This is a genomic window from Faecalibacterium sp. 7, assembly GCF_049562865.1.
In the GTDB taxonomy this organism is placed as follows: Bacteria; Bacillota; Clostridia; order Oscillospirales; family Ruminococcaceae; genus Faecalibacterium; species Faecalibacterium wellingii.
In genome coordinates this window covers 2,299,125-2,323,121 of the sequence record NZ_CP186911.1, presented here as the reverse complement: position 1 = coordinate 2,323,121, position 23,997 = coordinate 2,299,125, and the positions used below count along the sequence as shown (strand labels likewise).

At 58.5% G+C, this 23,997-nt stretch carries 21 protein-coding genes, 1 tRNA gene and 1 pseudogene; 16 read left to right on the top strand and 7 right to left on the bottom strand.

Features of this window, described 5'->3' with window-relative positions; genetic code table 11:
* Nucleotide 1: 1 nt before the first annotated feature.
* From ACKXF7_RS11555 to ACKXF7_RS11505, 11 genes are all read left to right on the top strand, one after another.
* Nucleotides 2-1,111, top strand: a complete 1,110-nt coding sequence (locus tag ACKXF7_RS11555) for a hypothetical protein (RefSeq protein ID WP_423741359.1) — start codon at nucleotides 2-4, stop codon at nucleotides 1,109-1,111.
* On the top strand, nucleotides 1,083-2,498 hold the full coding sequence (locus ACKXF7_RS11550; protein WP_423741358.1) for a helix-turn-helix transcriptional regulator: 1,416 nt from the start codon (nucleotides 1,083-1,085) through the stop codon (nucleotides 2,496-2,498). The genes ACKXF7_RS11555 and ACKXF7_RS11550 overlap by 29 nt, the downstream gene beginning before the upstream one ends.
* A 137-nt stretch (nucleotides 2,499-2,635) precedes the next feature.
* Entirely contained in the window at nucleotides 2,636-4,210 is a 1,575-nt protein-coding gene (locus ACKXF7_RS11545; RefSeq protein WP_423741357.1) for an InlB B-repeat-containing protein, read from the top strand.
* A 364-nt stretch (nucleotides 4,211-4,574) separates the two neighbouring features.
* Nucleotides 4,575-5,393: a hypothetical protein gene (locus ACKXF7_RS11540; RefSeq protein WP_423741356.1), complete on the top strand. Its 819-nt coding sequence runs from the start codon at nucleotides 4,575-4,577 to the stop codon at nucleotides 5,391-5,393.
* Nucleotides 5,394-5,396: 3 nt separating this feature from the next.
* Nucleotides 5,397-5,834, top strand: a complete 438-nt coding sequence (locus ACKXF7_RS11535) for a hypothetical protein (protein WP_423741355.1) — start codon at nucleotides 5,397-5,399, stop codon at nucleotides 5,832-5,834.
* A 39-nt stretch (nucleotides 5,835-5,873) separates the two neighbouring features.
* The gene (locus tag ACKXF7_RS11530; protein ID WP_249236707.1) at nucleotides 5,874-6,464 is read left to right on the top strand and encodes a hypothetical protein; all 591 of its coding nucleotides are present in this window, start codon (nucleotides 5,874-5,876) and stop codon (nucleotides 6,462-6,464) included.
* A gap of 15 nt (nucleotides 6,465-6,479) precedes the next feature.
* Nucleotides 6,480-7,310 carry a hypothetical protein gene (locus ACKXF7_RS11525; RefSeq protein ID WP_423741354.1) on the top strand — a complete coding sequence of 277 codons (831 nt, stop codon included), beginning with the start codon at nucleotides 6,480-6,482 and terminating at the stop codon, nucleotides 7,308-7,310.
* Between the two features lie 16 nt (nucleotides 7,311-7,326).
* Nucleotides 7,327-7,953: a hypothetical protein gene (locus tag ACKXF7_RS11520; RefSeq protein WP_423741353.1), complete on the top strand. Its 627-nt coding sequence runs from the start codon at nucleotides 7,327-7,329 to the stop codon at nucleotides 7,951-7,953.
* Between the two features lie 11 nt (nucleotides 7,954-7,964).
* On the top strand, nucleotides 7,965-8,156 hold the full coding sequence (locus tag ACKXF7_RS11515; protein ID WP_423741352.1) for a hypothetical protein: 192 nt from the start codon (nucleotides 7,965-7,967) through the stop codon (nucleotides 8,154-8,156).
* A gap of 19 nt (nucleotides 8,157-8,175) precedes the next feature.
* Complete coding sequence (locus tag ACKXF7_RS11510) at nucleotides 8,176-9,219, top strand: hypothetical protein (RefSeq protein ID WP_423741351.1); 1,044 nt, start codon at nucleotides 8,176-8,178, stop codon at nucleotides 9,217-9,219.
* 25 nt (nucleotides 9,220-9,244) lie between these two features.
* Nucleotides 9,245-9,979, top strand: coding sequence for a DUF3137 domain-containing protein (locus ACKXF7_RS11505; RefSeq protein ID WP_423741350.1), 735 nt, complete (start codon nucleotides 9,245-9,247; stop codon nucleotides 9,977-9,979).
* Nucleotides 9,980-10,165: 186 nt separating this feature from the next.
* Here ACKXF7_RS11505 and ACKXF7_RS11500 read toward each other — a convergent pair whose 3' ends face one another.
* The 4 genes and pseudogenes from ACKXF7_RS11500 to murD all read right to left on the bottom strand — a co-directional run bounded on the left by ACKXF7_RS11500 (nucleotide 10,166) and on the right by murD (nucleotide 15,074).
* Nucleotides 10,166-11,344, bottom strand: coding sequence for a pyridoxal phosphate-dependent aminotransferase (locus tag ACKXF7_RS11500; protein WP_423741349.1), 1,179 nt, complete (start codon nucleotides 11,342-11,344; stop codon nucleotides 10,166-10,168).
* A 17-nt stretch (nucleotides 11,345-11,361) separates the two neighbouring features.
* Nucleotides 11,362-12,629, bottom strand: a pseudogene (locus tag ACKXF7_RS11495) (aminotransferase class I/II-fold pyridoxal phosphate-dependent enzyme).
* Between the two features lie 276 nt (nucleotides 12,630-12,905).
* On the bottom strand, nucleotides 12,906-13,517 hold the full coding sequence (locus ACKXF7_RS11490) for a GNAT family N-acetyltransferase (protein ID WP_423741348.1): 612 nt from the start codon (nucleotides 13,515-13,517) through the stop codon (nucleotides 12,906-12,908).
* A 153-nt stretch (nucleotides 13,518-13,670) separates the two neighbouring features.
* Nucleotides 13,671-15,074 (bottom strand): UDP-N-acetylmuramoyl-L-alanine--D-glutamate ligase, encoded by a 1,404-nt coding sequence (gene murD / locus ACKXF7_RS11485; RefSeq protein WP_348583439.1) that lies wholly within the window; start codon nucleotides 15,072-15,074, stop codon nucleotides 13,671-13,673.
* A 253-nt stretch (nucleotides 15,075-15,327) separates the two neighbouring features.
* Between murD and ACKXF7_RS11480 the strand changes: the two genes are divergently transcribed.
* From ACKXF7_RS11480 to ACKXF7_RS11460, 5 genes are all read left to right on the top strand, one after another.
* Nucleotides 15,328-16,899, top strand: coding sequence for a peptide ABC transporter substrate-binding protein (locus ACKXF7_RS11480; protein WP_423741347.1), 1,572 nt, complete (start codon nucleotides 15,328-15,330; stop codon nucleotides 16,897-16,899).
* A gap of 53 nt (nucleotides 16,900-16,952) precedes the next feature.
* Nucleotides 16,953-17,028, top strand: a tRNA-Gly gene (locus ACKXF7_RS11475).
* Between the two features lie 176 nt (nucleotides 17,029-17,204).
* Nucleotides 17,205-17,579: a hypothetical protein gene (locus ACKXF7_RS11470; protein WP_423741346.1), complete on the top strand. Its 375-nt coding sequence runs from the start codon at nucleotides 17,205-17,207 to the stop codon at nucleotides 17,577-17,579.
* Between the two features lie 3 nt (nucleotides 17,580-17,582).
* Nucleotides 17,583-18,497: a DnaD domain protein gene (locus ACKXF7_RS11465; protein WP_249236719.1), complete on the top strand. Its 915-nt coding sequence runs from the start codon at nucleotides 17,583-17,585 to the stop codon at nucleotides 18,495-18,497.
* Between the two features lie 9 nt (nucleotides 18,498-18,506).
* Entirely contained in the window at nucleotides 18,507-19,487 is a 981-nt protein-coding gene (locus ACKXF7_RS11460; RefSeq protein WP_249236720.1) for an ATP-binding protein, read from the top strand.
* Between the two features lie 39 nt (nucleotides 19,488-19,526).
* On the opposite strand, the gene ACKXF7_RS11455 is transcribed toward ACKXF7_RS11460, so the two are convergent.
* From ACKXF7_RS11455 to ACKXF7_RS11445, 3 genes are all read right to left on the bottom strand, one after another.
* The gene (locus ACKXF7_RS11455) at nucleotides 19,527-20,315 is read right to left on the bottom strand and encodes an MBL fold metallo-hydrolase (RefSeq protein ID WP_423741345.1); all 789 of its coding nucleotides are present in this window, start codon (nucleotides 20,313-20,315) and stop codon (nucleotides 19,527-19,529) included.
* A gap of 67 nt (nucleotides 20,316-20,382) precedes the next feature.
* Nucleotides 20,383-21,666 carry a UDP-N-acetylglucosamine 1-carboxyvinyltransferase gene (locus ACKXF7_RS11450; protein ID WP_339395685.1) on the bottom strand — a complete coding sequence of 428 codons (1,284 nt, stop codon included), beginning with the start codon at nucleotides 21,664-21,666 and terminating at the stop codon, nucleotides 20,383-20,385.
* Between the two features lie 265 nt (nucleotides 21,667-21,931).
* Nucleotides 21,932-23,950 carry a fructose-1,6-bisphosphatase gene (locus tag ACKXF7_RS11445; RefSeq protein WP_348585190.1) on the bottom strand — a complete coding sequence of 673 codons (2,019 nt, stop codon included), beginning with the start codon at nucleotides 23,948-23,950 and terminating at the stop codon, nucleotides 21,932-21,934.
* Between the last annotated feature and the right edge of the window lie 47 nt (nucleotides 23,951-23,997).

The following is a 23,997-nucleotide window of genomic DNA, read 5'->3' as shown; positions in this document are numbered from 1 at the left end:
GATGCGGAAAACGGACTTGAACGCGATCTATATTTCGGAGCGGGTACAGGAGACCCTGCGTCCTGTTTCGGTCAGCGCACTGACGGCGGTGGTGGCTCCTATGGGCTACGGCAAGACCACGGCGGTCAACTGGTTTTTGAACCAGCGCAGGCAGACGGAAGCGGCCGTCATCCTGCGGGTGAATATCTATTCCGACAATCGCTTCATCTTCTGGAAAAGTGTTCAGAACGCCTTTGCGGCAGCAGGGCTGGCAGCACTGGCGGGCTGCGAATACCCCGAAGATGCCAGCAGCGCCGCCCAGTTGATGGATGATCTGTGCGCTGTGCTGGCAGGAGACACGCCCTGCTACCTGTTTCTGGATGATTTCCACCTGTTAAAAGACGAAAAAGCGGCAAAGTTCCTGTGCGGGCTGGCAAACCGCCTGCCGGCGAACATCCACCTGATCGTGGCAAGCCGGAACAACTTCCTGCCCAAGGAAGAGATCCTCCGGCTGGGGCACCGTCTGCACCGCATTGGCAGGGAGCAGCTGCGGCTCAACCATACCGAGCTTGCCCACTACGCCCACCGCTGTGGCATGGACCTGACCGAGGCACAGGAGGAAAGCCTTCTGCGCTCCTGTGAGGGGTGGTTTTCTGCCATATACCTGAATCTGCACTCCTTAGCCGAGCGGGGCATCCTGTTGAGCGAGGATGCCGATATCTACTCCATGTTCACGGCGGCGATGCTGGAAAACCTGCCGTCCCAAAAGCGGGAGTTCCTTGCCATAATGGGGCTTGCGGATGAGTTCACGGTGGAAATGGCACGGGTCGTGACCGAAATGCCGGACGCAGAGGAGATTCTGCTGACCCTGACCGAGCAGAACGCCTTTGTGACCCGACTGCCGGACGGAAAGACCTTCCGGTTCCATCACATGCTCAAGGAGTGTGCCGTGCGGCTGTTTGCCCGGCTGGCTCCGGAAAAGCAGGATGCCTGCCGGGAACGGTACGGGGCGTGGTATGAGGCAAAGCAGCAGTATCTCCATGCCCTGACCGCCTACGAGGCGTGCAAGGACTACGATGCAGCGCTGCAGGTCATCGAACGGGATGCCGGGGTCCCTGCTGTCCTCCCTTGACCCGGCAGAGCTGCTGGAACGGCTGGGGCGCTGTCCGGTGGAAACGCTCAAGCGGCACCCCTTTGCCATTCTGGTGCTGATGCGCTGTATGTTCAACTGGCGGCAGATTCCCAAAATGATGGAGCTGAAGCAGCTTCTGCTGACCACGGTGGCAGAGCATCCGGAGTGGTCTCCGGAAGAAAAAGGCAGCTTTCTGGGAGAGTGCGACCTGATCCTGAGCTTTCTCATGTACAACGACATCTCTGCCATGAGCCGCCTGCACCGCAGCGCCAGTGCGCAGATGTCCCACCCAGCCATCAGCATCCAGAACAGCGGTGGGTGGACCTTCGGTTCTCCCTCGGTGCTGATGATGTTCCACCGTCAGCCCGGTCAGCTGGACCGGGAACTGGCAGAGATGGATGAATGTATGCCCCACTATTATAAGATCACCAATGGGCACGGCATGGGGGCGGAGACCATCATGCGGGCAGAAGCAGATCTGCAGCAGGGGCGGTTCGACGACGCGCAGATCCTGTTGGAGCGTGCCTATGCACAGATCGAGGGCAACGGTCAAACCAACATGACCCTCTGCTGTGATTTTCTGGCGTGGCGGCTGTCCCTCTGCGGGCCCTACACGCCCCGGGTCCCGCTGGAAGTACGGCGGGAAGAGATGCTCCGGCAGCACAATATGTCATGGCGCAATCTGTTCAACGCCATCTGTGCCTATTACTACGCCCTGCGGGGGCAGACAGGCAGCATCCCGGAGGTGTACTCCGCCCACCGCATGAATACCGTAAACACCCTCGCTCCCGGCAAACCCATGATCGGGCTGATCGAAAATCAGGTGTATCTGGCACAGGGAGAATGGGCCCGGGTGCTGGGCCGCAGCCCGGGGCTGCTGACCCTGTGCGAAGCCCTTCACTATGACCTTGTGGCCCTGCATCTGCGGATCCAAATGGCGGCAGCCTATGCCCGGCTGGGCCGACAGGACGAAGGCCTCAGCCTGCTCCAGCAGGCTCTGGCGCAGGCCGCCCCGGACGGCTTTATCATGCCCTTTGCAGAAAATTTCCGGGATCTGAAACCTCTGCTGGAAGCAGCACAGGAAGGGTCCCATTCCGATGCTGTCCGGCGCATCCTTGCTCTGGGTGCAGCGCAGGAGGAACGCTGCCGGGCATTGAACCACAGCGAGGCCCTGCCCGAAGCTGCCGCCCGGCTGACAGAGCGGGAGCTTACGCTGGCAAGGCTTATTGCAGACCGCTGCACCAACAAAGAGATCGCCGCCAAGATGTTCCTTTCGGAAGGAACGGTGAAGCAGTACACCAACCAGCTTTATTCCAAGCTGGGCATTGGCGGCGGGGTGCGCACGAAGCGTGCCCAGCTGGCAGAGTTGTTCGCCAAAAAATACTAACCTCAGGTTAATAGCTTTTTTCACCGGCCCGTTGTACTCTTTTATTAGAGGAATAACAGGCCGGTTTTTCTGCGCCCGGATGCAGACTGAAAAAAGCAGCGCACCGGGCAGCGGAACGGCGGAAGGAGGATGTTTTTATGACAAATGAACTCCGGCACACCCCAAAGCTGCGGCTGCTCAGCGCTTTTCTGGCAGCGGCCATGGCCCTGACCATGCTGCCTGCAGCTGCGTTCGCAGAGGATGCGACAGACTACGGACTGACTGTGAATGGAACGAGGGTGACCTCGGCCAACGCAACGGATATTCTGGACGATGGCAAGGCAAGTTATGAGGATGCCACCCGGACGCTGACCCTGAGTGGAGACATCTCCGTCACGGACAATGCGGTCAACCCATCCGGAAAGCAGCTGACAGTCACCGGAAAAAGCACGGTGACCGGAGCACAAAGAGACCGTTATGCCGGATTTTACAGTGGTGGAGAACCAATCAAAGTGGCTGCTGATGCCGACATTACGCTGGATACGTTTGGCTTTGGCATAAACGCCATGGGCGCAGATATTTCCGGAAATATGAAGATCTGCAACGCAGAATACGGCGTCAACGGAATGGGTGCCACGGTCGAGAGCGGCGGCAAGCTGATCATTCAGAATGCTGACAATGCAGTTTCCGGCGGCGGTGCAAAAGTTCATGGCACGCTGGAAATTGACGAGGCCGGAACAGCTGTTGACGGTAGCGGTGTCACGGTCTATAAGGGCGGCGTGGTGACCATCACCGGAGCAACCAGCGGCCTGAACGGTGGGTCCACTGTGGACGGCGGCAGCCTTTCGGTGAGCGCCGAAACCTGCATCGACAACGGTGCCGTGACCTTCACCCGCGGCACCCTGAAGCTGGATTCCACCAGCGGCAATTTCATCAAGCTGGGCGGAAGTAACCTGACTGTGAACGCGCCCAACTTCTGGTACTGCACGGCGAAAGACGGCGCATGGACGCAAGTGACGGACGGCAGCTGGACACGGCCTGACGATGCGGTTTATTTTGAGATCACCACAAGCGACCCCGCTGTCACGCACTACACCGTTACCTTCGACCTCAACGGCGGCACAAACTGGGGCAACGATGACGAGTGGATCAAGTTTACCGGCGGCAAGTGGAATAATGACCACGATCAGGTGAGTTTTACCACACAGACTGGAGACAAGGGCGAATGTCTGAACGTCCCGCTGATGGAGGGTATGGCCCCTGAGCGGAAAGATTACAAGTTTGTCGGCTGGTACACTGAAGCTGTCGGCGGTGAGCCGGTGGAAGAACAGTCCTATTATGCAAGTAATCAGCATCTGGAGCCGATCACCGACAACATCACCCTCTATGCCCACTGGCAGTGGAACGGTGAGGGTCCTGACCCCGCCCCTGTCCCGGACGAACCGGTAATCGACGGCGGAGACGGCTCCGGGTTCGGCGCAGTGCTGGCCGTGGCAGGCGGCGCTGCTATGGTGGGAGCTGCGGGCTTCGGCATCTACGAACTAGCCACCCGCGCCATCCTGAAAGACCTGCTGCCTGAGGGCACGGCGATCCCGCGACCCGCGGCGAGCTGGCCCTGCTGCTGTGGCAGAACGCCGGAAGGCCGGAACCCGCTGCACTGCCCGCCTTTGCGGACACGGCAGATACTGAGACTGCAAAGGCCGCCCAGTGGTGCACCGAACAGGGCCTGCTGACGGCTGAGGACGGCGCGTTCCACCCGGAACAGAAGGTCTCGAAGTACCGCGTGATCCGGATCTGGAAACAGGCTGCGGCACCGCAGCAGTGATGGGGCAGCTGCAGATCTGCACCGGAAAACTCAGGACGGATGTGAAGAGAACCTGCTGATAGATCCCGGCAAAAGCGGAACCTGCTCCCCGCAGAGCAGAAGGAAGGTTCTTTTTGCCGCAGCGGAAACGGCTTGGGTCAAATGCTTTTCCGTTTTTTAACAGCGAGGCCCATGTCCGGCACCCCTGCGATGCGGACATGGGCCTTTTTTCTCAGCTGCTTCACTGCCGGGAAAACACTTTGCAGCTCAAAACAGGAAAGGAGAAAAATAAGATGAAATGGAGAAAAATAGCGGCTGTTCTGAGCCTTCTGCTGGCGCTGAGCATCAGCCTTTCTGCCTGTGGAGGAGGCGCGGCAGAGCCCTCCCCCAGCTCAGAATCGGAGGAAGCCCCGTATTCTGAGGAGACCTCGGGTACGACCTCTGCGGCCGAGCTGAGCGATGAGCAGCGGGAAGCGCTGGACGACTGGATCTGGTACGAGCGGGGGGACTACACCTCGGAAAACTGGTACCACATTGCGTCTGACGGCACGGTGGAGATGCACACCGAGTACGGCTCCACCGAGGACACCTACACCGCCTACCCCATGCTGGGATGCTCCTACAACTTTGAGGGCTTTGACGTCGGCCCGGACGATGTGCCTTTCCTGAGCCTTCATATGGATGAGAATGTCTTCAACAGCGTGGAGATCATCGAGGACGGAAGAGCGTTCCTTACCGGAAATGCAAGCTCCTTTGAAAGCTACTACATCCGCTCCGACTACACCGATGACGAGGACCTGCACAACGCCTGCTTGCTGATGTACCGGCAGTGGCGGATGGACGAAGAGCACCTGTACCTCAACTTCTACCCCAACCATGGCTTCATCCTGCATGGCCAGAAGGATCTGGGGGACGGCGTTTACGGCTTTGATTCGGACAGCGTGTATACCGGTCAGTGGATGGTGGACGGCGATACCGTAAGCCTTTTCTGGGACGATGGAACTGAGGACACTGCTGTGCTGATCCCGAATGAGCATCCGGGCGATGTGGGAGAAGACGTAAGCACCCTGAGCCTGAACGGCACCGACCTGATCTTCAACAACAGGTGGTGAACGATGAAAAAACAAATCGGCGTTCTGCTGGCGGCATTTCTGATCCTGCTGCTGGGGTGGGCCATCCTTCCGGCTCCGGCAATGCCGTCGGATGATCCACCGGAGGAAAACATTGCCGGAAGCGACTGGCGCACATGGGGCATCATCAACGATTCTGGCACGTTGGTGCAGGACGGGGAGACCATCCCCTTCTGCGCCTGCGTCCACACCGGGGACACGACCCTCTACCATGACACCGAAAGTCAGGTGCTGCTGGCAGAGCTAGACTACCCTGTCCCTGTGGAGAATGCAGAACAGCGCTACCTCGGCATGGAGACCGCAGACCGGAACGGCGACGGCAGCAGCGATGTCCTGCTCCGCTTTTCGCAGGAAGATGGAACGCTGGAACTGTTGTTCTGCTGGGACCCGGAGACCGGGACCTTTCGATCCGCTCCGGCATGACCGGAGCAAAAAACACTTATCAAAAAAGGAGGCAATTCTATGAAAAACACGATGAAACGCACGCTGGGGCTGTTTGCAGCTGCACTGCTGACCATGTCGCTGGCACTCAGCGTCTATGCATCCGGTCACGACCTGACCTTTACCGACAAAGGCAACCGGATGCATGTCAAGGACAAGACCGTTCATGTGCAGACCTACTACCCCTATGAGTATTATGTGCTGGATGTTCTGGAGGATGCCCTTGTGGTGGCAAACCCCGAATGGGACGACTGCGGTTTTGCGGTCTGCCGCAGGATCACCAATGAATATCTGGACTATACCGGCTCTGATGACGACTTTGTTCTGGACTATGCAGAGGAATATCTGGAGTATGATTTCCAGCAGCTGTACGGTGGTCAGTGGCCCGATACGTCGTGGGAGGTAGTGGACGAGAGCAACGCTTCCAACCGCATCGCCACCATGCGGGGCTACATCTGGAACGATGAGATGGATGCCTACATGTGGACCGTGATCTACTGGGACACCAGTTACAATAACGCCATGGCAAAGACCTTCTTTGTCCCGGAGTACAACGGCTACGATAAGGCCGACAAGATGGGCAAGAAGGTGAGCAGCACCGTCGGGTGCTGATGGGAGTGATGCAGTATGAGGACACGGAACCGTGCCCCGCAGGAAAAGATGCCGGATGAAGAGCTTTCCCGCCGCATCCTGTTTTACGGGCATCTGGCAAACCTCTGCGCCTACGGCTGCATTGCAGGTGCCGTGCTGGGCGTTCTGGCCGGCATCCTGCTTCAAAGCTTTACGGCGGGCTGCACCATCGTGATGCTTGTGATCGTAGCAGCAGTATTTTTGATCCAGCTGATCCACGCCATGCAAAGTTCCCTGATCCTCGGACAGCTGGGGGATGGTTTTATGGCCGCACTGCACAAGGCCTTTGGCCCGCAGCCGGAGCATAGGCAGTGGCCCATGAGCGATGAACTGGCGCGGCGTTCCGGGCTTTTCCCGGAGGAATGGGAATCGGCCAGTGCCCACGGCAGCTACGAGGGCAGCTATCAGGGCATTCCCTTTGCCATGCACAATGCTTCCCTCATCCACGTCTGGGAGGTGCGCGGCCCCATGCCCGACGACCCGCACAACACCCGCACCTGCTCCGAAACGATCTTCAAGGGGTTGTTTTTGGTGTGCCGGATGCGCAGGCCGATGGCTCCGGAGCCCTTTGCCCTGCCCGGCGAGTTTGATCTGGCACCGGAAAGCTGGAAGCAGCAGCTGCAGAGGGCTGTGGACGCCCGGGCGCTGCGGATAAGCTTCCGGGGAGATCTGATGTTTGCCGCCTTTGACACCGACCGGAAGATCATGGCGGTTTCCAAGGACATCGACCCGAAGATCATTGATGAATACCGCCGCAGTTTTCAGGACTCGGTTGACATGATGAAGGATCTGATGGAAGCCGTGGCGCAGAATACGGAGCTTTTCTGAAACAGGAGGAACCAAAATGAAACGTATCGCACTTTTACTTGCCGCCTTGCTGATGTTTTCCCTGACCGGATGCGGCAGTTCCGAGGCCGCGGGCGAGGCTTCGGACTCCGACAAGGCCGGAGCTTACGAGGTCATCCCGCCGGAGGATGGCCGGGGCGACCTGATCCCCGCCTCTTCGGACGTGGTGAGCATCCCGGTGCTGGTGGGCGGCGGTCTCCCCTTCACCAGCATGGAAAATCTGATGAACGAAAACTACGAGGATGGCACCTACACCTACGAGGACATGACGCAGGACGGCTCTGTGCTGGTGGTGGATATGGCGTTCCAGTCGCTGCGCACCAACGAGACGGCAGAGGAATACGCAGAATATGCCGCCCGATTTGCCGCTCTGGATACCGGCGAAGGGGAACCCCGCGATGTCACCTGCTTTCAGGATGAGGACTACACCCAGAACCTTTCCTACCCGGTTTACATCGTCTGGTACACCACCGGCTCGGGGGAGGACCAGCGGGAGTGGATGGTCTACACGGTGGACACTGACGACTACACCTACCTTTATGCCTTCGGCACCATTGCCGATGAAGCGGACGACATGCAGGATGTGTTCTACAACATCTGCGTTCATCTTGAACTGGTGGATTGAGGTTTAAAGATATGACGCTGGAACAATCGGTTCTGCTGCTTGCACTGGCTCTGGCCGGGGCCTATGCGCTGCCCCGGCTTTTGCCGCAGAAGCCCCGGCTGCGCCGGGGACTACAGGCCCTGTGCATCGTGATGGCAGTGCTCAGCGCGGCGTATGCCCTGCTGACGCTGCTGTTCGTCTGGGCAGCAGAACAGAAACTTTGAAGATCGGGAGAAAACGACCATGAAAAACAAAACTCATCTGCTGTCCCTTGCCAGCCTTCTGCTGGCAGGCGGCATCCTCTGTACCGGCTGCGGCGGCGATGCCCCCGCCAGCAGCGTTCCGGCTGACGTCAGTACGGCTTCCTCTGTGGAAGAGGTCGATGCCATGGACGGCTACGACTACATCAATGATTATGTCGGTCTGTGGGGATATTACGACATCGAGCTCTGGCTCCGTGTCCACGAGGACAGCACCTTTGAATTCGTCAACTCTGAGGACGAGACCATTTACACTGGCACCGCAGATGCGGACAAATACGGCATGGACCTCTACTTCGACGACGATACTCCGCAGATGCGGCTGGATCTTTCGGTCAGCGGCGACCTGTTGGAGGAAGGCTCTTCGGATGCTTTGCACCCGGTGGATGCCATCGTCTCCCGGGCGACCTGCTTTGAGAAAAACGGGCTGGAGATCAATGGCATCGTGGATTCTCCCGACCCCATCCGGCTGGACAGCGGCGTTTGCAGCTTTACCGGAAAGGGCAGCGGCTACAACACCGACGAGTGTTACTGGCAGGTGACAAAGTACAACGACGTGACCCACGACGGCATCCGGGAGATCCAGTTTGATGCCGTGTGCTATATCCCGGATTTCTCTATTCCCTACTTTGGGCAGACCTATGATACCTACATCTCCAGCGAACTCTACGATGCCTATACCGGCACATGGCTCACGGCATCCACCGCCAGGGGGGATACGAGCCGGGCCAATCACCACTATTATCACACGGTGTACTGGAACGACAACGCTTACGACATCGAGTTCTTCTTCTCTACCGACTGGAACATGAGCAGCACCAGCGATGACAAGATCTTTACCAAGAGCTATGTTGTCTACCTGCCGGAGGATTACGACGGGCTGGTTTTTGCCGCACAGGCGCAGCCGGACAACTATGCTGATGCCATGGCGCTGGATAATCTGGAAAATGTAAGCCCCGAAGGTAATATCATGGATCTTTCGCCGCTGGACCCCTACGCCAGCCTGTACTTCAGCATCTGCGGCTGAGCCGGAAAGAGAAAGGGAGGACGCTATGAGCTATGGAATGATTTTTGCGATTGCCGTGGTGCTTCTTCTGGGATGGCTGCACAGCAGCCGGAAAGAAGCCGCCCGACAGGATGTAGACCGCCGCATCGTCCCGGCGGTGCTGGATGCTGCACTGCAGCAGGTGCAGTTTGCACCCAATGGCAGGATCACCTGTTTTGGGGACTCCGGGCTTCCTCTGCCCCAGTATGACCGCATGACCGGCGGAGAGCACGTCCGTGCAAAATACCGGGGCTATGAGGTGGAACTGTGCAGCATCGAGCTGGACCGGGATGTCAGCTATACCGACCCGAACGACCCCACTGCGGTCAACGCGCCGTCCTACGACACGGTATACGCCGGGCTGTGGGGCATCTGCCGTTTTGGTGAGCCGATGCCCGTGAGCCTGACCTTTACCCCACGGGGCAGGCTGGGACAGCTCGTCCGGGGTGCATCGGTACAGAACTCTGTGGACGGCTTTGAACAGCAGTTCAAGCTGACAGCAGACGATGACACCGCCCTGAAAGCCTGCCTGACGGAGGAGAAATGCCGGAAGCTGCTGGCTCTTGCCGGGGCAGCGGAGGGAAGCTTCAGCGGGAGCCTGCACCGGGACGGCACCCTGTATTTTGCCGTGGAAAACAACAAAGGACTTTTCAAGGGCAGCGGCAGTGACGATGTGCTGCGGGAAAAGTTCACCCGGCAGCTGAAGTGGTGCACCGATGTCATGGACGCTTTTGCTCCCTGAAACAGCGGCAGATCGGTCTGTTTTATCCGCATCGATCCCATCGTAAGGTGCGAAATCTTTCAAAAAGACAGATTTTTCGGAACTCAAAATACAAAAGCTGAGCACCTGATTTTTTGCAGATGCTCAGCTTTTTTGTACTCATTTTGGAGATTTGGTTTTAAGAGACCCTTGTATTTTGATCAGAACTTATTTCACCAGCTCAGACAGCTTTTCCAGACGGTGGATGGCTTCGTCCAGAACATCGGTACCACGGGCAAAGTGCATCCGAATCAGATGGTTCACCGGTTCCCGGAAGAAGCTGGAACCCGGCACAGCTGCCACGCCGATCTCCCGGATCATCCACTCGCAGAATTCCAGATCTGTCCATCCCTCAAACTGCGGCAGAGCGAGAAATTCCGAAATATCGATCATCACAAAATAGGTTCCCTGCGGCACATTGTGCTTCAGGCCCACACGGTCCAGCCCGGCAAGAAAGTGGTCGCGCTTTTCTGTGTATAGGGCCTGCAGGTCTTTGTAGTAGCTTGCCGGCAGTTCCAGACCGGCCACAGCGGCTTCCTGCAGCGGTGCAGCCGCGCCCACAGTAAGGAAATCGTGCACCTTGCGGGCACCCTCGATCACCTCTGCCGGGCCGATGAGATAGCCCAGACGCCAGCCTGTAATGGAGTAGGTCTTGGAGAGCGAGTTGCAGGTGATGGTATGCTCAAACATGCCGGGCAGGCTTGCCATGCAGATATGCTCTGCCGGAGCGTAGACGATATGCTCGTACACCTCATCTGTTACCACAAAGGCATCGTACTTGATTGCAAGGGCGGCAATGGCCTCCAGCTCGTCCCGGCGGAACACCTTGCCGCAAGGGTTGGAGGGGTTGCACAGGATCAGTGCCTTGGCTCCCTCGGCAAAGCCCTTTTCGATCAGGGAGATATCAAACTCATAGGTGGGCGGCACCAGCGGGATATAGATCGGCTCCGCACCGGAAAGGATGGCGTCTGCACCATAGTTCTCGTAGAACGGCGAAAAGATCATCACCTTGTCGCCGGGGTTGCAAATGGTCATCATGGCCGCCATCATGGCCTCAGTGCCGCCGCAGGTCACGCAGATCTCAGTGTTGGGGTCCACAGTGTGGTGCAGGGCGGGACTGGTCTTTTTGGCCAGCGCCTCGCGGAAGTTCTGTGCACCAAAGGTCACAGCGTACTGGTGCGGGCCGGCATAGGCTGTCCTTGCCAGCGCGTCCAGCAGCTGCTTCGGCGGGTCAAAATCCGGAAAACCCTGAGACAGATTGATGGAGTTATACTGATTATTGATGCGGGTCATGCGGCGGATGACAGAATCCGTAAAGGTGCCCACACGGTCACTTAAAACAGGCATGTGCTTTCCTCTCCTGTTCAATCCTTAAAATACGCCTTCTGGATGGCCAGCAGCACGCCTGCGCGGCTTGCGGCAAAGTTCAGGCCGCCCTGCAGGTAGCAGGTATAGGGCTCACGCAGCGGGCCATCGCAGGAAAGCTCGATGGTGCTGCCCTGCGTAAAGCTGCCACTTGCCATGACCACCTCGTCGGTATAGCCCGGCTCCGGAGAAGGTTCCGGGGCAGCATAGCTGTCCACCGGACTTGCAGCCTGAATGCCCTGACAGAAGCCGATCAGGGCGTCTGCAGTGCCTGCATCAAAGCAGGTAACAATGTCGTTGTGGTCATCGCAGTAGCGGGGCACCGGGTTCTTGCCCAGCAGTTCCAGCATACACTGTGCATAGATGGCCGTCTTGATGGCCTCGCACACCACGCCGGGAGCGTAATAAAAGCCCAGATACATATCACGGGGCGTTTCCAGCGTGCAGCCCAGCTCCTTGCCGAGGCCGGGGGCATTCAGGCGGTATGCACACAGCTCCACCAGATCCTGCGGCCCACAATGTAGCCGCCGGTGGGGGCAATGCCGCCGCCGGGGTTCTTGATGAGGCTGCCCACAGCGATATCCGCACCCACCTGACAGGGCTCCTGCGTCTGAGTGAACTCGCCGTAGCAGTTATCCACAAAAATGATGATATCGGGGTTTGCCGCACGGGCGGTATCCGCAATTTTCCGGATCGTTTCCAGATCAAAGGCATTGCGCTGCAGATAGCCGCGGCTGCGCTGAATATGGCACACTTTGGCCTCCGGAGCCTTTTTTGCAATGAGGTCGTAGTCCGGGGTGAAATCGGCCTTGAGGGGTGCTTCATCATACTGAACACCGTAATCCATCAGGGTGCCGGTGCCCTTTCCCTTCCCGTCCAGACCAATGACGCCTTCCAGCGTATCGTAGGGACGGCCGGTGGCAGCCAGCAGCGTATCCCCTGCCCGCAGCAGACCGAACAGTGCCACTGCCAGCGTGTGGGTGCCGCTCTGGAACTGGCTGCGCACAAGCGCATCCTCCGCTCCCATCACCTCGGCAAAGATCTGTTCCAGCTTTGCGCGGCCGGTATCCCACAGACCGTAGCCGGTGGTGCCCAGCATATCAGTAGAGGACATCTGCGTATCCGCAAAAGCTTTCAGCATCTTGAGCTGGTTGAAGTCCCGGATCTCTTCCATATGACGGAAATAGGGCTGGCACAGTTCCATGGCCTTTTCGTCCAGCGCCAGAACTTCGGGTCTATAATCAAAAAAGTGATTTAAGATTGACATTATAATGGTTCCTTAATTTATGATTTGAATTATAAAATACAGCCCGCAAAAGCAGCCCGCAAAAGGCACATTGGTAGTTTCTCCGAGGACCGTCCGCTGGGGTGGGGCCCTGTTGCCGAAGGCAATAGGGCGGGCGATGGAATGGCCTGCAACAACAGTGACTGCCGCCATTGGCGGAAGCAGGGAGCTGTTGTTGGGGCCGTGGCCAGCAAGACGCAAGCATAAGCGTAGCGGATGCTGGGTGCCGCAACCCGTATTTCGTGTCCAAGGAGAAAGCTACCGACGCGCCGGGTGTTCATAACGCGCATACTCCGCAAGCTTTTCAAAGCCGAGCCGGGTATAAAAATGCACCCGCTCCGGGCTACAGAGGAACACCGGGCGCTGCCCCTCTGCGGAAAGCTCGTTTGCCATCTGCACAATGAGCCGCCCGCCGATGCCTTTGCCGCGCAGGGAGCTTTCTGTCTGTCCGCAGGCCATATATGCCTGCCCATTTGCAAGGGCATAGGCTCCCACCGTGCAGACCGCTTTCCTGCCCTGTCTCAGCGTCCAGACAAGCGCCTTGCCCCGGATACGCTTGGTGCACAGTTCAGAATAAAGATCCTCCTGTCTGGCCGTATTTTCCGGGTACAATGCCCGGGCCACGTCCATAGCCGCAGGTTCCCGGTCAAGGGCCAGCTGTGCCCAGAGGGCTTCGTCTGCGGCAGGCAGCGGCAGCACCCTGCCGGGGGCAAGACCGAACACGGTCAGTGTCTCAGCCCGGTGCCAGCCGGTGGGCGGCAGACATCCGGCTTCGTCCAGAATGACGCTCTCACACCCGCAGAAGGCCAGAAAGCCGGCCAGTTCCTCGGGATTTGCGTGCCCGGCAACCCATGCAGTGCTGCCGCTCATTCTCCAGCGCCAGCGTGGGCCCGGCGTAGAACCGCCACGGCTGGCTTTTGCCGAAGAGAGCAAGGTCCAGCGGAAGCACTGCCCCCAGCACCCACCGGCCCCGGCAGGCATTGGCAAAGCGGGCACGCCGCCGCTTTGTATCGACCTGTGCGATCACTTCAGCTCGTTGACGATCTTCTTGAACTCACGGCCGCGCACCTCAAAGTTGGGGTACAGGTCAAAGGATGCGCTGGCCGGAGACAGGATGATGATATCGCCGGGCTTTGCGCAGGCGCGGGCCAGCTCCACAGCGTGCTGCATGTTGTCCGCATGCTGGATGGGCAGCTCTGCTTCGTTGAAATTCGGGTCCTCACGCACAGCCTTTTCAATGCGGGGGCCGGTAGCACCCATGAGCACAAGCTCCTTCACATGCGCCACTACTTCCGGTGCCAGCGGCTCATACGGGATGTGCTTGTCATAGCCGCCCGCGATCAGGATGACCTTCTGATCGAAGCTGCGCAGACCGGCAATGGTGCGGGTAGGGCTGGTGCCGATGGAGTCGTTGTAGTACAGCACACCGTCCAGCGTACGCACCGGCTCGATGCGGTGCTCCACGCCGGTAAAGGTGCTGCCCACCTGCCGGATCGCCTCCACAGGCACCTCACCCCACACGGCAGCGGCAGCGGCCAGCAGGTTCTCGATGTTGTGCAGACCGCGCAGCTTCACGTCCTTCTGTGCCAGGAACGGGGTCACAACGCCGTCCTCCGCCATGCAGAGCATGTGATCTTCCTTGCGCAGGAAGGCACCGTTGTCGGTGTCGTGCAGGCGGGTGAACCACACCTGCTTGCCCTTGCAGTCGGACTGCATGCTGCGGCTGATCTCGTTCTCGTAGCCCAGAACGGCACGGCAGGGCTGCTTCTGATACAGCAGGATGTTGCGCTTGGCGTCGATGTACTCCTGCATATCCTTGTGATGATCCAGATGGTTGGGGGTGACGTTGGTCACAACGGCAATGTTGGGGCTGGAATGCATGCTGATGAGCTGGAAGCTGGAAAGCTCCACCACAGCCACATCCTCGGGGGCCACCTCGGGCAGCATGGGCAGCAGAGCTGCGCCGATGTTGCCGCCCAGATGCACTTTGCGGCCAGCCGCTTCGTAGAACTTGGAGATCAGGGTCGTGGTGGTGGTCTTTCCGTCGGAGCCGGTCACAGCCACGATCTCGCAGGGGCAGAAATCAAAGAACAGTTCCACCTCGCTGGTCACCATGGTGCCTGCGGCCATGGCATCCTGCAAGGGCTTTTCAAAGTAGCCCACAAAGCCCGGCGTGCGCATGATGATGTCCTGACCCTTGAAGCCGTCCAGATAGTTCTCGCCCAGGCTCAGGTCAATGCCCAGCTCCCGGATGGTGGCGGCATAATCGCCAAAGTCCTCTACGCTCTTCTTCTGGTCACACAGGGTGACGTGCGCCCCCAGCTCCACGAACTCCCTGATGAGCGTCTTATGGCTGACGCCTGCGCCGATGAAGGCAACTTTTTTGCCCTTGATGAGCTCGGCCAGTTTCTGCTGATCCTTCTGCATAAAAACAGTTCCTCCTCAATAAGTAATATCGTATCGAACGCGCCGCAAAGGGGCGCTGAAACATTCGCTGTACCATTATAGTCCATTTGGCCGCAATTGGCAACGGAAAAACGCCCTTTTTGCCCCAAAAAGCAAGGGAAATTCACAATTCCTCAATTGTATTTTGCCTTCATTTCTGCTACACTTGTCGAAGCAGAGTGCTTTTTGTATCTATACACACTCCCAGCAAATACCATAGAATGAGGTCATTTCCTTGAAACAGTTCCTGCGTATCACCGCAGCGGTGCTTGCCGCTGCGTTCCTGTTTGCCCTTACCGGCTGCAGCGGCGGCTCCGGTGCAGCCAGCTTTACATGGTTTGTGGATACCATCCCCGCAAATCTTGACCCACAGGTCGTGTCTGCCGCGCCAGACGTCATTGCCTGCGAGAATCTTTACGGCGGCCTTGTGCGCAAAAACGCCGACGGCGAGATCGTACCTGACCTGTGCGAAAGCTGGACCGTCTCCCCGGATGGCCGCACCTACACCTTTGCCATAAAAGACGGCCTGACCTACACCGCCGCTAAGGGAACCGCCACAGATTATTCCATCACCGCCGAGGACTTTGTGTTTGCGTTCCGGCGCATCTTTCAGGCACAGACGGGCTCTCCCTATGCGGTAGAGTTTTCTGCCATTGAAAACAGCGCCGCTGTTCTGGACGGCACGGCGGCTCCCAGTACGCTGGGGGTTTCGGCTTCCGGCCCGCTGACACTGGTGTTCCGCCTGAGTGAAAAGGACGACAACTTCCTCGCAAAGCTCACCCTGCCCGGTGCCATGCCCTGCGACGAGGAGTTCTTCAACAGCACCCGCGGCACCTACGGCCTGACGGCAAAGACCACCCTTTCCAGCGGCAGTTTCTATCTGTACAACTGGACCGCCAGCGGCCTGTTCCTGCGGCGCGATGTCTCTGCGCCCCTGATCGGCAGCCTGCGTCTGGTGCAGAACACCGGCAGCACCGGCAAGAGTGCCGCTCAGCTCATCGCGGACGAGAAATGCTCTGCCGCGCTGGACGACACCGGCGAAGCGACCGCGCTGCGGGCTGTTTCCTACTCCGATACCACCTGGGCCCTGCTGTTCAACAGCGCCGAGGGCTCTGTCTTTGAGAATCAGGCACTGCGGCAGGCACTGGCCGGCATTGCCCGGGAAAATGCAGCGGTGCCTTCTTCCGGCCTGTACACCGCCGCCGAGGGCCTTGTGCCTGCAGGGCTGACTGTAGACGGCATCGCCTACCGCGACACTGCCGGGGATTCCATGCCTGTGATCCCGGACCCGCGTGCATTGTATCTGGAAGCCCGGCAGGGCATGGCCAGCTCTGATTTTTCCGGTGTGACCATCCTGCTGCCCAAGGAAGCCGGGCTCACCGAACTGGCCGAGCAGATCAACGGTGCATGGCAGAAGGACTGTTCCCTCTTCTTCTCAGTGGAGGAGGTGCCGCAGGAAGAGTTTGACAAACGCCTTGCGGCGGGCGATTACACCATCGCACTGGCTCCCATCTGTGCCGAGGGCGGCAGCGTATACCAGATGCTTCAGCAGTTCACTGCCGAGGGCGGTGGTTTGACCGGTTACTCTGACCCGCTGTACACCGAACGTCTGGCAGAAAGCGCACAGCAGACCGGCCGCGCCCGCTGTGCCCTGCTGGCCGAATGCGAACGTCAGCTGCTGGAAGGCTGCACCGTGGTGCCGCTGCTGGGCCAGCAAAAGCGTCTGCTGGTGGCAGACGGCATCAAAGGACTGGTGTTTGACCCGTTTACTCCGGTGCTGGATCTGACCTATACTACAAAAAACTGACACGCTTCCACTCTTGACAATCCTGCTCTGCTTTGCTACAATAAGTGAGCAATGCAGGGTTAGCTCATCCGGTAGAGCGGCTGCTTCCCAAGCAGCAGGCGGCGGGTTCGGGTCCCGTACCCTGCTCCAAAACAAACGGTGAACCGTGAAATATCGGTTTGCCGTTTTTCTTTTTGTTTTCACTATCACGTTTTTCTGCCCTTGATCCAGCAATTGAGCAAGCAAACCGTTGCATTTTTTCCGGGTGTTTCTTATAATAGGATCAAGCATGCGGTGCTCAGCCTGCCGCAGGAAAGGACTCCATCATGATCTTTGTTCCCCTGCTGCATTATTTCAAATGCAAAAATTCCTACAGCGGCAACGAATACGGCCTGCGGTACCGGATGATCCCCGGCAAGCGCACCGTACCGGACCCGGATGGCGGCGAAGGTGCTGCAAAGGAAGAAAGCATCCTCACTGTGGATTACTGGCCCGACCCCTGGACCATTGAAAAGACTGACCCTGCCCTGCGGGTGCAGAAGGTGTTTCCGCTGTCCGACGAGGGCCGCGAGGCTGCCGCCGCCTTTTTGCAGGACGCTTTCAATGCAGAGCCGGAGCGCTGGAAAAACTGTCCCAGCATGATGGACTGTGATCCCTGGGAGCCAGCTGCCGAAGATGAACCGGACGAACCGAAGGAATAAAAGATGATCTACCGTTTAAAAGAGCTCAAAGGCGATACCATCGCCGTGCCGCAGCTGATCTTTTCAAAGCTCGGCATCGCAGAGGAATACAACGTACGCGTGGCGCTGTATGTGCTGGCTACCGGCATCACCGACCCGGACAAGATCTGCGCCGACCTCAAACTGCGCAGCCGTATCAGCGCCGAGAGCGCACTGGCCTTCTGGGCAGGTGCGGGTCTGCTGGAGCGCTATGAAGAAAACGCCGCACCGGGCGAGGAGCCCAGCGCCCCGACGCCTATGACATGGGCCGAAATTGCTGCCGCAAGCCGCACCGACCCCATGATCTCCAGCCTCATCGACTGCGCGCAGACCGGCTTTGCCCGCCCGCTGACCCACAAGGAAATGGAAAAGCTGGTCAACCTTTATGTGCAGGAGGGCTTTGCGCCCGAGACCGTGATGCTGTGCACCGCTTACGTTGCCAGCACCGGCCGGCGCACCATAGCCGCTGTGGTGCATGAGCTGAAGGTGTGGCGCACCGAGGGCGTGGAGACCGGTGAACAGGCAGACGCCCACCTCAAGCTGCTGGCTCTGCGCCAGAGCCGTGAGCAGTATGTCAGCAGCCTGCTGGACATTGCTCCGGACGAACTGACCCTGGGCGGGCGCAAGGCCATTGCACGATGGTACGAAGTCTATGGCTATGACGACGCCATGGTGCAGGAAGCTGCCGTGCAGGCCGGGCCCAAGCGCGATCTGTGGTACTGGAACAGCATCCTCAAGACATGGAACGCCAAGGGACTGCGCACCGTGCACGATGTGCGCAGCCCGGTAGCTGCTGCGGGCGCAAGCCGGAACATCCGGGTAGATCGCGCAGCCCCCAGCGGAAACGATATCCTGAAAAACGCCACCCGCCGCCGTTCCCTCATCAAGAAGCCTGAATAAGGAGCCGCTATGCGTACCAAAAATGAACTGTATCAGGAAGCTCTCCGCACCGTTGCCCTACGGCGGCAGACCGCCCGGGCTCTGGCGCAGGATGCACAGGCACAGGCCGAAGCTGCCATTCCCGCCCTGCGTCATGCAGAAGAAGAGGTGCGGGTGCGGGGCATCCGCTGTGCGCTGGCCGGTGCTGCGGGCAAAGACCGCACCGAAGCCGCCGCCGCGCTGGCCGATGCCCGGCAGAAGCTGACGGCCCTGCTGGCCGAAAGCGGACGCCCTGCCAACGCGCTGGAACCGCACTTCACCTGTCCGAAATGTCAGGATACCGGCAGTGTGAACGGCCGCACCTGCGCCTGCGTCCACAAGGTGATGCAGCAGCTGCGCCGTCAGGAGATCGAAGCGCTGTCCAGCCTGTCCATTTCCAGCTTTGACACTATGAAGCTGGAATATTACCCCTCTGTTGCAGATCCCGAGATCGGTGAGAGCATCCGCACCTATATGGCAGAGGTTCTGGCTGATCTGCGCGATTATGCGGCCGATTTTTCACCCGCCACCCGCGAGAGCCTGCTGCTGCTGGGAAATGCCGGTCTTGGCAAGACCCATGCGGCGCTGGCCATTGCCGGAGAGGTTCTCCGGCAGAACTATGATGTGATCTATGTCTCCTGCCCGGATTTCTTTGGCAAGCTGGAAGCGCTGCATTTCGGCTCCGACCCGAACGGCGAGGAAGAAGCGCTGTTCCAGACTGCATCCAATGCCGACCTGCTGATCCTCGATGATCTTGGTACGGAGTTCAATTCCAGCTTCTTTCTCACCAATCTGTACAGCCTGCTGAACAACCGGCTGGGCGCAAAGCTGCCCACCATCGTCACCACCAATGTCACAGATGGTGCTTTGCTGGAAAAGCTTTACACCGAAAAGATCTCCAGCCGCCTTGCCGGTTTCGTCCAGATCAAGTTCTTCGGCAACGATATCCGCGTTCAGAAAGCGAACGAGTAAAAGAAAAAGCAACGCAAAAAGCGTTGCTTTTTCTTTTACTCAAAATTCCAATGCAGGGCTGACTTCGCTGCGGCGCTGTGCCTGCACGATGCAGTCCCTGTCCGGCACAACGCCCGCTGCACCCAGCGTATTGAATACGGTCTGCAGCGCAAGGGAGGGTGTATTGTTCTCCTGCGAGAGATGGCACAGTGCAAACTTTTTGCACCCCTCCTGAATGAGCTCCAGCAGCTTTGCAGCGCACTCATCGTTGGAAAGATGGCCCCGGGTGCTCTCGATCCGGGCCCGTAAGTAATAGGGGTACGGCCCGCTGCGCAGCATGTGCAGGTCGTAATTGCTTTCCAGTGCCACAAGGTCGCAGCCGGTCAGCGCTTCATGCACCGGCGGGGTGAGCGTGCCAAGGTCCGTGGCGATGCTCATTGTCTTACCGTCCGGCGTGTGGATGCGGTAGCCTACACAGGGCACGTCGTGACTGGTGGGGAATGCCCGCACGCCGAATGCGCCCACGTCCTCTTCCCTGCCCTCCAGCTCGTGCAGCTCACAGGCTGCCGGGACGATTCCATTGGCATCCAGAAAATCCAGTGTAGCCGCCGCGCCATACACCGGCAGCAGATTCTTTTTGAGAAAGGTGGAAAGCCCCTTCACATGATCGCTGTGCTCGTGCGTGATAAGGATGCCGTCGCAGTCGCTGACGGCAAGGCCCAGCGCCTTGAGCGCCGCTGTGGTGGTGCGCACGCCCTTGCCCATATCCACGATGAGGTAGTGCTCACCGCAGCGCACCACGCTGCTGTTGCCGGAAGAGCCGGAATACAATGAGATAAATTCTGCCATGAAAAACCTCTGATACACTCAAAAACAGCCCGCCGCATATGCAGCAGGCTGTTTGTTTTCTGATACGTTACAATGCCTGATCCAGTGCGGCAGGCATCCGTTCTACCTTTTTGATATCGGCACCCAGACCGCGCAGCTTCTCCACGATATTCTCGTAGCCGCGCTCAATGTGACCGATCTCCTCGATCTCGCTGGTGCCGTCTGCCATCAGAGCAGCCACCACCATGGCAGCGCCTGCGCGCAGATCCAGCGCACGCAGCGGCGCAGGGCTGAGCTTGTCCACACCCTCAAATACGGCCACCTGACCGTCCACCTGTACGTTTGCGCCCATCTTGCGCAGCTCGTCCACATAGCGGAAGCGGTTGTCCCACACGCTCTCGGTAACGGTGCTGGTGCCCTTGGCCACACTCAGCAGCACACCCATCAAAGGCTGCATATCGGTGGGGAAGCCGGGGTGCGGCATGGTGTTGATCTTCAGCGGCAGAATATCGCCGGTGCGGCGCACGCGCACTGCATCGTCAAACTCTTCCACCTCCACGCCTGCACGGCGCAGCTTTTCGGTGATCGGCTCCAAATGCTTGGGGGTAACATTCTTCACCAGCACATCCCCGCCCGTAGCCGCAGCAGCCACCATGTAGCTGCCGGCTTCGATCTGATCCGGAATGATGCTGTAGGTGCAGCCGTGCATCTTTTCCACACCGCGCACCTTGATGACATCGGTGCCTGCACCGCGCACATCTGCGCCGCACATATTCAGGAAGTTTGCCAGATCCACCACATGGGGCTCCTTGGCACAGTTTTCCAGAATGGTCTGGCCCTTGGTCATGACAGCGGAGAGCATACCGTTCATGGTAGCGCCCACACTGACTTTATCAAAGAAGATGTGTGCGCCGTTCAGCTCCTTGGCACGCACCGTGATCATGCCATAATCCACGCTGTCCTCAGCGCCCAGCGCACTGAACACCTTCAGATGCTGATCGATGGGGCGGGGGCCCAGATTGCAGCCGCCGGGCATGGCCACCTGTGCCTTGCCAAAGCGGGACAGCAGTGCGCCCAGAAAATAATAGCTGGCGCGCATCTGACGGGACAGATCGTCCGGGACGTTGGTCCCGGTAAGGTGGGTGGTGTCGATCTCATAGGTGTTACGGTCCAGCATTCTGATCTGTGCGCCCAGAACGCTGAGGATCTTCAGGCTCACCGCCACATCACTGATATCCGGCAGGTTCTCGACCACGCAGACATCCGCTGCCAGAATGGTTGCAGGCAGGATGCCTACCGCCGCATTCTTCGCACCCGAAATGGTAACTTCGCCACGCAGGGGCTTACCGCCCGTAATAACAAATTTCTCCAATTTTATGATCTCCTTGTCAAAGGCCCGTTATTTCAGGCCTGTTAAGGTTCCTGAAAGCATTCTCCATAAAAGCTGCTGCAACCGTGCAATAAACAATGCCGTACTACTACAGCTATCTTATTATACACAACTTTCACAAAAAAGCAAAGCCCCGCTTGGTGATGTTCTATTATTTTCTGTTTTGCCCATTTTCATGCAGAATATTCCAAAATTTTGATTTCTTTTTTAGGTATTTTACAGAAAAATGGTGTACAATTGTTGCGCTTTACCAGATATGATCCTCGCAGCGGGCCTCAGTGATCCAGCCCAGCTGGTAGGCTGTCACCAGCTGTTTGAGGTCGTGCACCCGCTCCCGCAGCACCTCACCCTCGTCGGTGTCCTCTACAAGGATGCGATGATTTTCGGTTTCCAGGATATTTTTTTGAGAGATGATGTCCAGATTTTCCTTCACAGCCTTTTCCGCACTTTCAAAGGGCTGGTGCGTGCGCAGGGACATGGTGCGGCTGGAATACACCAGCGTGTAGCCCGCAATGCCGGTCTTTTCGTGGTACGCACGGCAGAAACCGCCATCGATGACCACCAGCCTGCCGCCGCCCTTGATGGGACTTTCGCCGTTCTTTTCCCGCACCGGCACATGGCCGTTGACGATATGGCTGCTGCCCGGCAGGCCGAACTCTGCCAGAATGCGGCGGCATACGGCTTCGTCATTATACCATGTATAATAAGGGTCTTTCACCTCGGTGTGGGTAGAGCTGTCCGCGACATAAAGCCGTTCAAAGGTGGTCATGGCGCTGCGGCCGAACAGCGGTGAGAGCTTGCCGCACCACAGATACCACAAAAAGTCCTGTCCGCTCTGACGTGCGGCACTGCCCTCGGGCGCGTAATAGCCACGGCGCGCCCGGGCGTCGCAGTAGTCCATCAGGGCACGTCCGGAGTAGAGGCGGCCTTCAAAGCGTTCCGTGGCAAAGGTGCCCCGGCTGGTCATGGGCACTGCACCGTGGTAGAGCAGGTTGCCGTTTTCGATGTGATACACGCTGCCCTTGGCATAGAGAAACTCCACATGCTGCTGCATTTTTTCGCTCTGGCGGAAGGATTGCACCAGCTTGGTCAGCACCAGCTGCTCATCCGGGTTCAGTGCTGCCGGGGCGGCAGGGTCTACGGTGGGGAACGAGGTATCCCGCAGCGGATACTCCTTTTCCCCGATCCTGACCGTATGCTTCGACCAGTCGATGCGGCGCAGATAATCCCGGCCCTGCATCTGGAAGTCCGGGTTGCGGTCGATCACCTGACATTCCAGCTTGAACATCAGGATGCTGATCGCCTTGTGCATCACAGCACAGCGGTGCAGCATTCCTTCGGTGTAGGGGCCGCGGGCCGCATCGGTATGGGGCATCCAGATGCTCAGGTCGTCCTCGCCGTAAAACTGCTCGGCCATACGCTGCAAATGACGCAGATTGATGCCATAGCAGTCTTCCAGCATTCCGTGATTATGATAGGCCAGCGTGGTCTTGAGCACTGTGCAGATGCAGATGGGGCTGCCTGCGGCGGCTCCCATCCACACCACATCATGGTTGCCCCACTGGATATCCACATTGTGGTGGCGCATGAGCAGATCCAGAATGATGTCCGGGCGCGGGCCGCGGTCGAACAGGTCGCCTACGATATGCAGCTTGTCCACGGCCAGATGCTTGATCAGCTCGCACAGCCGCACGATGAAGTGGTCTGCACGGCCATTTTCAATAATGCTGCCCACGATCTGACCATAGTAAAGGTCTTTATCGTGGTCTTCAAAGTGGGCGTGGAGCAGCTCGTCCAGAATGTAACCGCAGCTGGCGGGCAGGCAGCTGCGCACATGCTCCCGCGTATGTTTGGAGGACACCAGCCGACAGATATCGATGAGCCGGAGCAGTGTTTCGGTATACCACTGATCCAGCGCCTCCTCGCTGGCACAGCGGGCCTTGAGCTGGGGCAGCTTTTCGTTGGGGTAGTAGATCAATGTTGCCAGCTCGGCGCGGGCATTTTCCGGCACGGTATCGCCCAGCACCTGATCCACCTTTTCACGGATCACACCGGAGGCCGAGTTCAGGATATGCACAAAGGCCTCATTTTCGCCGTGCAGATCACTCATGAAATGCTCGGTGCCCTTGGGCAGCTTGAGCAGCGCCTGCGTGCTGATGATCTCACTGGCCGCTGCCGCCTGCGAGGGGTAGTCCCGGGAAAGCAGGGTCAGATACTTCAGGTTATCACGGATTTCATCGGTTTCGGTGCGCATGATTTCCTCCATCATGGTCATTTCTCTGCCGCAGCCCGTCATTTCGGCCGCATTATGCA